This window comes from Solibacillus sp. FSL H8-0538, from assembly GCF_038003525.1.
Lineage (GTDB): Bacteria > Bacillota > Bacilli > Bacillales_A > Planococcaceae > JBBOPI01.
The window spans coordinates 1,259,919-1,271,546 of the sequence record NZ_JBBOPI010000001.1 but is presented as its reverse complement, the minus strand read 5'-3'; the positions used below and the strand labels follow the sequence as shown (position 1 = coordinate 1,271,546).

At 39.9% G+C, this 11,628-nt stretch carries 12 protein-coding genes; all 12 read right to left on the bottom strand.

Annotated elements, in window-relative coordinates; all coding sequences use genetic code 11:
- Positions 1 to 5: 5 nt before the first annotated feature.
- The 12 genes from MHH87_RS05930 to MHH87_RS05875 all read right to left on the bottom strand — a co-directional run bounded on the left by MHH87_RS05930 (position 6) and on the right by MHH87_RS05875 (position 11,610).
- A complete protein-coding gene (locus MHH87_RS05930; protein WP_340748405.1) occupies positions 6 to 866 on the bottom strand; it encodes a phage tail family protein in 861 nt (286 codons plus the stop codon).
- Positions 867 to 5,504, bottom strand: coding sequence for a phage tail tape measure protein (locus tag MHH87_RS05925; protein ID WP_340748404.1), 4,638 nt, complete (start codon positions 5,502 to 5,504; stop codon positions 867 to 869). It lies immediately after the preceding gene.
- Between the two features lie 198 nt (positions 5,505 to 5,702).
- Positions 5,703 to 6,005 (bottom strand): phage tail assembly chaperone G, encoded by a 303-nt coding sequence (gpG, locus tag MHH87_RS05920; protein WP_340748403.1) that lies wholly within the window; start codon positions 6,003 to 6,005, stop codon positions 5,703 to 5,705.
- Between the two features lie 79 nt (positions 6,006 to 6,084).
- Positions 6,085 to 6,657: a major tail protein gene (locus MHH87_RS05915; RefSeq protein WP_340748402.1), complete on the bottom strand. Its 573-nt coding sequence runs from the start codon at positions 6,655 to 6,657 to the stop codon at positions 6,085 to 6,087.
- A 17-nt stretch (positions 6,658 to 6,674) separates the two neighbouring features.
- A complete protein-coding gene (locus MHH87_RS05910; protein ID WP_340748401.1) occupies positions 6,675 to 7,019 on the bottom strand; it encodes a hypothetical protein in 345 nt (114 codons plus the stop codon).
- Entirely contained in the window at positions 7,016 to 7,438 is a 423-nt protein-coding gene (locus MHH87_RS05905) for an HK97-gp10 family putative phage morphogenesis protein (protein ID WP_340748400.1), read from the bottom strand. The genes MHH87_RS05910 and MHH87_RS05905 overlap by 4 nt, the downstream gene beginning before the upstream one ends.
- Positions 7,439 to 7,780, bottom strand: coding sequence for a phage head closure protein (locus MHH87_RS05900; RefSeq protein WP_340748399.1), 342 nt, complete (start codon positions 7,778 to 7,780; stop codon positions 7,439 to 7,441).
- A complete protein-coding gene (locus MHH87_RS05895; protein WP_340748398.1) occupies positions 7,740 to 8,105 on the bottom strand; it encodes a head-tail connector protein in 366 nt (121 codons plus the stop codon). The genes MHH87_RS05900 and MHH87_RS05895 overlap by 41 nt, the downstream gene beginning before the upstream one ends.
- Positions 8,105 to 8,353: a hypothetical protein gene (locus tag MHH87_RS05890; protein WP_340748397.1), complete on the bottom strand. Its 249-nt coding sequence runs from the start codon at positions 8,351 to 8,353 to the stop codon at positions 8,105 to 8,107. The genes MHH87_RS05895 and MHH87_RS05890 overlap by 1 nt, the downstream gene beginning before the upstream one ends.
- 47 nt (positions 8,354 to 8,400) lie before the next feature.
- Positions 8,401 to 9,582 (bottom strand): phage major capsid protein, encoded by a 1,182-nt coding sequence (locus MHH87_RS05885; protein ID WP_340750900.1) that lies wholly within the window; start codon positions 9,580 to 9,582, stop codon positions 8,401 to 8,403.
- 52 nt (positions 9,583 to 9,634) lie between these two features.
- Positions 9,635 to 10,354, bottom strand: coding sequence for a head maturation protease, ClpP-related (locus tag MHH87_RS05880; RefSeq protein ID WP_340750898.1), 720 nt, complete (start codon positions 10,352 to 10,354; stop codon positions 9,635 to 9,637).
- A gap of 38 nt (positions 10,355 to 10,392) precedes the next feature.
- Complete coding sequence (locus MHH87_RS05875) at positions 10,393 to 11,610, bottom strand: phage portal protein (RefSeq protein WP_340748396.1); 1,218 nt, start codon at positions 11,608 to 11,610, stop codon at positions 10,393 to 10,395.
- Between the last annotated feature and the right edge of the window lie 18 nt (positions 11,611 to 11,628).

Below are 11,628 nucleotides of genomic sequence, written 5' to 3'. Positions count from 1 at the left end.
TCCTTTTAAACGCTTAAATAGCGATGTTTGTATTCTACATACACTTCTGGGTTTCCACCGTCTGTAATAAAACTAAATCGATTTTCACCAACATCTAAACTAAAAAAAGTAGATGCCAAGTCAATGTAATGAAATGCATTTTGCACAATGTCATCAGGACCTATAATTTCAACTCTCTTATTCCCGAATGAAGTATCGAGTATTAATTTATAGCCCTCAGGAATAGCCCGATTAACACGAATAAATTCCCCTGTAGTAAGGTTCGTAATTTTCGGATTAGTTACTGGACCACGGAACTCTACTCGAATTGGCGTCGGTACATCACCCTTATTCACTAGAATTCGAGAATCGCCACGCGTTGAAAATCGTACTGGAAATCTAAAACTAAAACGGAAATTGCCTACGAAATCTTCTAGTTTATAATTTTCTCTATTTATATCCTCCCAGAATGGAGAAGGACATAACAAATTAACCATTGCACGCTGTAATCGAAACAATTTGTTTTCTCTACCTGTCGGGAATATAGGTACGCTTTCAGGAATCGCTTGTATTTCCTTAATTGTATTGCCGTTCTCGTAAATTAGCATACCCAAACCTAGCTTTGGATTTAATACCGTTGCTAGGTGCTGACGTTGAACTAATAGCGTGTCGTTATCATCCGCTAAAATCGCTACTTTAAGCGATAACGCCCGTGGTTGTAATAATGAATCAACAAACGTACTGCCGTCTTGGAAAGGTGCAGTTTGCATTTGTATATCTGCTCCTACGTCCCCTTTACCTTCCACAGATTCAAGTAGAAAAGGGCGCCGATTCGATAACTCGATAGACTGCCCTCTTGCGTTTATAAATATAATTTTTTCCGCCAATTAGACACCCCATTCCATAGCGAATTGACGTTGTGTTTGTAATGCTTTTCGTGCGATTTCACTTGGTGACGTATTCGGTACTTGGTTAATGATCGTAATACTTGGTTGCATATACCTCGAGTTATCAATCGTTGATGTGGAGGACATAGTACTTGCTGTCCTAATTTCAGCTGATTTCGCCGCACTACTAGATAAACTACCATACGCGTTGTTCATCGCTTCTTGCAAACGACCATGCGATTGTTCCATACCTTTGATTAACCCTTCATTGATGTTGACACCGAAGCCCATTGTAACCCTTGAAGGTGATTTAATTTTTAAAGCATTGGCAATCGTTTTACTAATAGATTCAGCAATTTCCTGTGCTTTACGTTGCAATGCACCTTGCGTTGACGATAGACCTTGCAACAAACCATTACCAGCATCTACGCCAATTTGTTTTAATGATGATAGTTCTGTAGCCGTTGTTTGAGTGAGCGACTCAATTTTACCTGACCACTCAATTTGCAATCTGTCGAGTTCGCTTGCAGCTGCCGTTCTTAACGATTTAATTTGCTTGTCTGTATCGTTCTTCATGCCAACCATTTCAATTTCCGCTTGTTTACGAGCGAGTGCAGATTTCTCTTTATACAAATTACTGTATTGAGTTAATTGCGTATCAGTCATGCTATTTAATGCAATTAATTGGGGAAGTGCATTCGGTCCCATTTCTCGTAATTCTGCTAACAATCCTTTATCAATCGCTTTTTCAGATAACGTTTCAATTTCCCTTTGCCACGCTTTAAAACCTTCAACTTGTGTTCCTAAGTTAACAAGTAATTGGTCGCCTGTTGTATCAATTTCAACTTTAAATTCATCAAATAAATTCTTGAATGAATAAAGAGATGTCGCGCGTTTGTTCACTGCATCTTCATAAGCTTTAGTAAGTGTTTCTTCTTGCTTCACTAAATCTTCATTCACCTTTTGAATTTGATTAGAATAATCATTGTTTATTGAAATCAATTCTTTGTTAACTGCTTCAACTGCTGTTTTATATGTTTTCTGCGCTTCTACACGCTCTTTTGTACCTTTATCGAACATTAACATGGATTGCTCCCAAATTTGCGCTTCAGCAACTAAAGAAAGTTGCTCTGTTGATTTCTTATCTTCGAGGTACTGCTTGATAGCTGCTAACTTTTGAGAAGAGACTTCAGACTCTTTCTTTTGCATATCCGCCCAGGCTTTTGTATTAACCGCATCGAGTTTATCGTGCATATCTTTTTCAAGTCCTTGAATCTGCGAAGATGTAAACTTTTTAAGATTCTTGCGTTTTGTTGCGTATGTTTCTTGAATTTTTGTTCGATCTGCTTCAGCTTTATCAGCAATCTTTGCTACTTCAGCTGCGTTATTTTTGGTAACATTCGTAATGATACTAGAGATGCTTTCCATCTTTTTCTGAATTAAAGGCTCTTTATCGCCGATTCCGATAACTAAACCGTCACCGATATCATTACCAACAGCCATCATGACGCGAGAAGGAGATTTGATACCTAATATTTTCTTAGTCCATTCAGGAATTAATGAAGCGAGTTCTTCAACTTTTTTTTGTACACCGTCAAACTTATCTCCGATACCTTTGATTAAACCTGAAACGATATCTAAGCCAATTTGCTTTAAATTAATTCCTTTTAAAAACGCTTCTGCTTCATTCCATTTACCGACGATTTTATCCTTCGCTTCATTCATTTTTATGCCAACGTTCTTGCCCATTCCTTGGAATTTTTCGTTTACACTCGATGCCATTTCTTTGACCAATTTTGATGTGTCATTATAAGCTTGCGTCCAGTCACGTTTAATATTTGTTCCTAGTTCTTTCAACTTGTTAGAAACGTCCGTTTTCATGACTTCCCATTTAGATTTAATTTCGCCTGTTTCCCAGTCAACTTGATCAACGTGTTCGCCTGCTTGTAATTTTGCTTCAGATACAATTTCATCATGCATTTCTTCCGCATAGAAAATAGTTTGATCTCGTGATTTCTTCGCTTCGGCAATCATACGATCTGCTTGTTCTGTAGTAATCTCACTTGTTTCATCCCTCAAACGGGTTATATGAGCAATCGATTCTTCATATTGCTTATTGGCTTCTTCTATAACTTTTTGCTTTTGATCAACAGCGTTTTTAACAACTTCCGCTGCCTGCAATGCTGTAACCTCAGATGCATCAACTCTCATTTTTTCAAGGATAACTTTTTGCTCTACTTCGCTTTCTGATAAAACACGTACTGCATCTTCTTTCATTTGCAAATTAATATTATTGATTACTACTCTTTCCTGATAAGTCAACTGACGATTTTCTTCAATTGCTTTTTGTGTAATATCCGCAACAAGTTGATTTTTAGCAGTTAGTCTTTCAATTTCTGCATCATGAGCTTGTTGACGCTTCTCTAAAATTTTTGCTTCTTCATTGGATGTTAATGCTGACGAATTAAGGAAATAGTTTTGCAAACTTTCCATCTGCGCATTATGTTTTTCATTGGAGCTTTCCACAATTTGAGAATACATCGCATCGAATTTAGAAGTTAAATCCGTAGCAATTTCATCTGTAATTTTTGTGGAGGTCAAATATAACGTCGATAAAGTTTGACCAACATCATCTGAGATTTTTACAAAGCCGCCTACTGCATTGGCCGTAGCTTCAGATACGCCCACTGACCAATCCTCTATTTGTATAGCGGACTCACCCATTTGCTTACCTACGACTACAGCCGCAGTACCGATTGCCGCAATTCCTGCAACCGTCCAACCTAAAGGGCCTGATAAGGCAGTTAATACCGGAGATAAGAATCCTAATTTTGCAGTTAATAAAGCCGTAACACCGCCAGCCGTTCCAATTGCTGTAGAAAGAGTACCGACCGCACCTATTATTGTTCCGAAACTAGAAATTAATGCTCCTCCGATAATTAACAGAGGCCCAATTGCTGCTGCAATTGCACCGATTACCAATGCTAACTTTTGAGATCTTTCGCTCATGTCACTGAATTTTTCCACCCAATCGGCAACTTTATTTACAATATCCAAAACGATAGGTATTAATATCTCGCCAATTGTCATCGCGATTTCCATCATTCTGTTTTTCATCGTGAGTAATTGAGATTCTGTCGTCGCATAGCGCTTTGAAGCTTCGTCCGTTAATGCAGAGTTTTCTTCCCACGCATCGTTAGACATTTTTATCGCCTCGGCAAAGAGCTCATTAGCATTCCCTGCACGAAGTAAACTGTCGCGTAATCGAACTTCTGTAATGCCCATTTCTTGAAGCATATTAATAGCAGATTCGCCTGCTTCCTCTGCGTTACCTAATCCATTTATAAATGCCCCAAGTGCACCGATCGCATCTGTTTCAAATGCTTTTACGAATTGTTCACTAGTCATTCCGGCAATTTTAGAGAAGCCATCTAAATTCGCGCCCGCCTTAATCATGTTGTTTAGTTCAGTTTTCGTCATGCCAAGGGATTCCGCCATTAGCGTAAAACCTTTACTGTTGTTAGACGACATTAACTGCATTTCCCGCAACGATAAGCCTGTTTTTTGTGTTAACTCCTGTACGCCCTTAAAGCCTGCCGTACTGGCAACCTGCATATTTACCATTACTTTACTGATCGCACTACCGCCCATTTCAGCCTCAATACCAACAGATGTTAGGGCTGCAGATAAACCAAGTATGTCTGCTTCACTTAAACCAATTTGCGCTCCCGCACCGGCAAGACGCATCGCCATAGCCGAAATTTCGGATTCAGTCGTTGCGAAGTTGTTACCCAGCTCTACAATAGAGCTACCCATTTTGTCAAAGTCATCTTGAGACATTCCGACGATATTTGCAAATCGAGCAAATTCGGTAGCAGCTTGATCAGCGGTCATATTTGTTGCAGTAGTTAAGTCAGATACTGTAGATGTAAAGCTGAGTAAGCTATCTTCAGCAATACCTAATTGCCCTGCCATCTCCATAATTTCCGCTAATTCACTTGCAGATGACGGTCCAGCTTTTGCCATATCACGAATACCCTGCTCAAGTTTAGCGAAGCCTTCTTCTGTCGTATCAACAGTTTTGCGAACGCCTGCAAAAGCGGATTCAAAGTCGACTGCCGCTTTAAATGAAGCTGCACCTAACGCGATAATTGGAGCCGTTACTTTCATTGATAAATCCTTACCAATAGAAGACATCTTATCGCCGACTGATTTTAAGGTAGCACCTACTGCTTCCATGCGCTGACCTACTTGAGTCCACTGACTAGATTGAATGCGAAGTTCTTCTGTCACTTCAGATAACTCGCGCTCTAATCTGTTATATTCAGTTTGCGCACGGTTGACGAGATTCGCTTGCCTTTCAAGTTGTGTTTCCGTTGCAGTGCCGCTTGCCTTCATCTCATCGTAGCGTTTGCGCTGTTCCTGCAGTTTTAAGCTGGAGGCATCAAATGAACGATTTAAGACATCTTGTTTTTGGCGCATACCATCAATAGAGTTCTCGTAAGCTGCACCTTTTGCACGAATAGCTTGTAACTCAGAACCCATGGATTTTAAATGCCTATCCACTTGAGCTATTGTTTTATTAAAATTTGCCGCATTAAGCGACAGACTAACCTCTAATGAACCTAAACTTGTCATATATTCTTCACCGCCTTTTTAGGCAAAATAAAAATCACAGCCAATTAATATCATCTGCTGTGACCTCTTCAATTTCCTCATAATCGCTCATAAGCTCATACCAAAAATGAATATCCATCTGGTCAATCTCATGGAGCTTGTATCCGGCTTTTAGTAAGTCCCTATACATTTGCTTAATGCTTTCGTAAGGATTATTACTTACTTTCCCTCAGAGTCTACTGTTTCTAAACCACCTACATTTAGTACACTATTAAACACGCGCATAATTTCATCTTGGAATTTGTACGCTTCTACGCCGTCATAAAAATCATCCACAGTAAATTGATGATTAAAGACCGCAATAACGAACTCCACCATCTCATCAAAAGTATCAACAGAAATATTCGTACCTTGATCTTTCATTTTTTCGTTTAAGGCTAGTGCGTTGCGGAAAATTCGTGCTGCTACGAAATCGTTTATAAACGTTTTATCTTCACCTTTAATGCGTACTACAATTTTCATGAAATCCCATCCTTTTCGTTAAGTACATTATTAAATTTAAAAAGAAAAGCAGCCCTCGAAAGGACCGCTTTTATTAGAATTAAGGTGTTGGCGTAATTGTCGGTAATGTTACTGTAGCAAAGAAAGTTTCTGCTGTTGCTGTCACTCCAGTATCGCGTGTATCGACGACATGTTTAATGTTTCCGTTGATAAGAGGTAATGCTTCGCCGCTGAAAGGATACGTTTTGTAATTTGTTTCTCCTTTTTTACGAGTAGCTGCCGCTTCTTCACCCGGTTTTAATTTTGATTTGAAGAACCAAGTCAGCTTAGAGCCAGATTCAAAACCAATTGCAATCGGATTAGGCGAGTCATTTGAGTTGGTGATAATACCACCCTCGTCTGACATCGCATGGCCATACCAGTCAACTAATACTTCTGTTGGTAAATCCGCAGTTTCTCCGGCAATTGTAATGGAATCAAGTTGCGCCTCAGAGTCTACAACACGGTCCCCGGCATCAAGGTGCGCTTCAGAAAAATTCGGTGTTAACGTTAAAGAGATAGGCATTGTTAATGTTTTAACTGCTCCCCACGCTTCTGTAGCTTCGTTCGTCATAATTGCATAATGGATTTTCTTTAAACTAATTTTCTGTGGTTTTTCATTTAATGGTGTCATTTAAGAACCCCCTAATTTTAGTAGTCGTCAAAAAAGGCAAACCGCATCACTTTATTAAAGTGTGAGTCGCCTTCGTTATATGGTGCGTCGTGTTCAAATGTACGCTCATAACCTGCTTGGTCCATTAACTTCTTAATGTTTTCAGAAAGTGTATGAGGATTTGACTTTGACCAAATGTTTAGCTGGATAAGACGTTCTGTTTCAAATTCCTTATCCGCTGCTTCTAGTGACGGATTTGCATTAATTTCTAAAAACGTAACATACTGATCAGGCAGAGTTGAGCCTTTTGGTAATGCTTGAAAGGCTACAGCTTTATTGAGTGGACTGAGCGCACTAATAATATGAGTATTAATATCAATCATAGTTTCAAATCCCTTTTAATGACTTCTGCCATTTCCAGCATCGCAGTATCTTTACTGCCTTCAAATCCGCGTGTAAAGAAGGGATTCGCTGCAGTTGCGCCCCATGTGACTTTCTGCTCTTTCCCCTTCTTTTTGGCGACTGCAGAACCTGCTGAACGACCAAACTCAACTAAGTGAGCGTGATAAGCTTGCCCAGTGTGAATTTTCACTTCGCCATCGACAGGACGGCTTGATTTAATGTTGTTTTTAAGTGTTGCAGAATCTTCTCCTGAGCGCTTGTCAACTGGCGCCTCTTCCGAAATCGCATCTTTTACAACTTTGGCTGCTTTGATCAGAGCCTTACGTTCGGTATCTTCTTCAATAGCCATTCGAGCTATATTTTGCATTACTGCATCAAGACCACTAAAATTAATTTCCAACTACAACACCTCCGCCGCGATAATAGTGAGCCACTGATTACGTTCATCATCGTTGACTATTGATTCAATTTCGTAGGTTTTTTCTTTAAAAACAATTCGCATTTCCTCAGAAAGATCCTCATGATATCGAACACCGAAAATACTCTTCCCTTGCCACTGAGTAGCATCAGAATTAAATACTTTGTAGCCGCGCTGCGTTTTAATTTCAGCCCACACTTTTTTATAATCCGTCCATTCTTCCGATGCGTAGCCATCAGGTCCAATTGCTTTTGGATCAGGTGGTGTTTGAAAAAGTATGCGGTTATTCAGTTTCGCTGGATTGTTGTTGTGTTGATAGTTCATCAGGATTCACCCACTTTAGTTGTAAAATCATCGACTGAACACCATATGGAATTGGAATTTGTTCTACTTTAATCGTCGTCGGTGTAATTGCTAGGCGGTTTTCATAAAAGTGTGTAGCGAGCACCATGACGGCTAAGCGATGTTGGGCAAACACTTCTCTTCCGTCAATTTCAAGATAATAATCATTGGGCTGTTTCACACCCGCTCCCTCTAAATAAATCTGGGCTGACGTTAAAAATGTCTTGAGGGAACGTCCTTCATCCTCCCCATCAACACGTAAGAATTCCTTGAGCTCATCTAATAATGAGTAAGTTTCCTCAGCCATTATTCATCACCTTTTTCTACGGTAGTAGCCGGTGCTTTTTTAGCTCTTGTTGTTTTTGGAACTGGTGGTTCAGATGTCTTATCTTCCACAATTTTCAAAAACGGTACGCCATAAATGTGGTGGGGTTGGGTTAAAAATGTTGCACGCGATTCATCGAGTTCTTTTCCCTCAGTTGGATAGATATCTCCAGGCTCATAAATGTGACCTGCGTGTCGATTTTCTTTAAATCGATTAATCACTTTGTACATGTAATTCACCTTCTTTCAAAGACAAAATTAAAAGCCGCTAACTCCAATTAAGGAGTTGCGACTACATCTGCAATACGGAATGCAGAGGCTAATTTAATACGGTGATCAAAGTAAGCTGTGACAACAAATTGTTCAATGCCTGTTTTGATATCTTTGTCACGCTCAAACGTCTCACCAATATCGTAGTTAAAGTGAGAATAAGATAAATCCCCTACGATTGGTTTTGTTGCAGCATCCGCAAAGATAACTGGCTTGCCTAATACTTGCTCAGGTTGTGCAGTATATAGAGTTGCATTACCATTTGCTAATTTTTCGATGATGTCAGAATAATCAGCATAGGACATGAGGATTTTGGCATTCTCACGGTAATCTTCATGTAGATTAGCAATCGCTTTGCGAATAGCCGTGTAAGTGTCGGCACCAGTCACTTTTGCAATTGCATTTTCTGTCGAATAGAAACTCATGTGTTCTTCTCCAACTTTTGGCGTTGCAGCAAAAGCTACTTTCTTTTCTTTTGCAGCTACACCCGATTTAAGCGCATTTTCAACATGACCAACTAAATCAGCATCTGAACCGTTTATAACCGTTTCGGATACACCTGCGAATACTTTGAATTTATTTCGCGTGAAGGTTACTGTGTCGCCTTTTGCTTCAAGTTCTTTCGCTGTTGCCATGTCTGCAATAAAATCATCATCATCTAATATAAACGATAGGCGTGGCAATTCAAGGTTTGTGATTTGAGTAACAGCAGAATGCCCCCGTAATGGATTTTTCGCAAGTGGTGCAAGAATAACGTCATTAGAAACCGTTTTCGGTAGGAACTTACCTCCACCTGATGCAACATCGTCTCCTAGTGCCGCGCGCACATCATTATCAATTACTTTGCTACGCATCGTAGAACGAATTAATGATGCTTTCGCCGCAACCACTTTTTGTTGTGGATTCTCGATACCTGATATACCCGCTTTTTGCTGTGCGAACTTTGCAGTTTGCTCTGCTTCAAGTTGATCATGCTGTTGCTTGATTACATCAAAACGCGCCTGAAGATCCGCTTTCGATGATTGCGCCGCTTTAATATCTTCAATGGAAGCTGATGGGTCCATTGCTTTTGCACCTAAATCTTCCTCTGTTTTCGCAAGTTGCTGACCAAGAGTTGCCATCGCTTGCTTTAATTCGTAAATCGTTTTTTTTCCGAACATTGTTAAGTCATGTGGCATAAGCATTGCCATTGTGACTGCTGCTGTTAAATATGATTTCATGTAGAAAACCTCCTAATTTTTATTAAATATTTAATGCATTCAAATAAGTAAGATTCGCCTTCGAATCTGCAAGGATTTTTTCACGGAACGCTTTTTCTTCGGCTGACATTTGTGTTTTTACTTGAGGCTGCTTCATTAATTCTTGGGGTACATTTTTATATTGCTTCATTAATTCCTCATCAACGCAAGCTGCCGCGTTACTTGCCTCAACTACAACGTCACAAAGACCGTATTCAAATGCTTGTTCAGCCGATAGCCACGTATCTGCATCTAGTAGCGCTTGTAATGTATCCGCATCTAATTTGTTACCAGCTTTGTCCAGGTAAATCTGAATAGCCGACTGATTGATACGCTCAATGTCATCCGCTGCTTTGCGTAATTGTGCTGCGTTACCACTTGCCCATGTCCAAGCATTATGAATCATCATTAGGCTATTCGAAGGCATTCGAATTTCATCGCCTACCATTGCAATAATGGACGCACAAGAAGCTGCAAGTGCGTCAATATGAACAACAATGCGTGCTCCATGACGTTGCAACATATTAATGATTGCTAAGCCTTCAAAAACGCTACCACCTGGACTATTGATGTACAGATTGATTGTTTCAATGTCACTTCCAAGCGCGTCAAGTTCATTTTTAAATGTAATAGAGGAAACTTCACCATACTCCTCCCACGCATACTTTGTAATTTCGCCATAAATAAAAACGTCAGCTGATTTATTGTCAGCAGACGCCTTCATTTGAAAGAACTTATTTTGTTGTTTCTGCTTTACTGTCACTAAATTTCACCTCCCTCTATAGGCGATTTATTTGATTTACGCAATGTCGGGTCCATTTCCTGCGGGTACAGGTCGCCACTTATCCATAAAACGTCAGCCATACCACCCATAGGAGCGAGATCTTCAAGCATTCGTACCTCATCCGGTTTCATGGCGCCGCTACGTAACATAGCCTGATAAAATTGTGTACGTGCTGAAGTATCGCCGCGCAGTAGTCCACCCAAATTGAATTTAAAGTACATGCCGCGCTTACGGTCCTCGCTAGTAAGTAATTTACGGTTAAACTCATGCTCATATTGGCGCACAATTGGAAGCAGCGTCATGTTAACGAACTGAATCATCATTTGTTCATTAGATGACATGGAGCCACCTTCAACATCATTTAAAAAGCTAACTGGCACATTAAAAACGTTGGCTACTCGTGAACGTGTAATTCGTTCCGATGCCAACGTGTCTGATGCAAAGTATTGTTTTTGTAATTTATCAATTTCTACCCCTGGCTCTTGGAATAATATTCCTCCATTTTCTGCATAAAAGCGACGGAAATCACTAATAATACGATCTCGCATTTCCGTGTCCACGTTGGCTTTATACTTCAAAATGAATGATTCTTTCTTCTCCATCTCAGACAAGCTAAATTCCTGCACAGCCTTATCATATTTAATCGTATTGGATAAAACTTTTAATGGATTAATGCCTCGCCAACGTGACGGACCACGAATATGTTTTACATGCAGCATGTCGCTGTTGTGAACATACATTGTATTAGTCTCACCTTGCACCTTATACCAGAGCGCACCGTCATCTCGATTAATAAATTCTGTTACACATGACGGATCTAAAGGTATAATTTCATGGGCTTGTTGTCTAATATCACGCAAAATAACTGCATAACCATTCCCTGATTCATTTCGGCTCACTTCTAGCGCATTCAACAAATCAAAGGAGTTCATATTTTGGTTTGGCTCATTTACTAATGTGTCGTAAGCTTGGTGGTCTGTGACGAGCTTATAATTTTGATGGAGCTTAATCGGAAGTGCTGAAACGGTATTAGCCAAACGACTAATTACACTAAAAATTGTTTCATTTGTGGCTAATTGTCCATTGTCGATGCCCCAAAAGGTTCGCCCTATCCAATTAGTAAAATTGTAGCCTGCACCTTTCCATGATACATATGCTGAGTAAGCCGACACTTTTACACGTTGCCAAAATTTCAATTTCTCACCTCCTCCTGA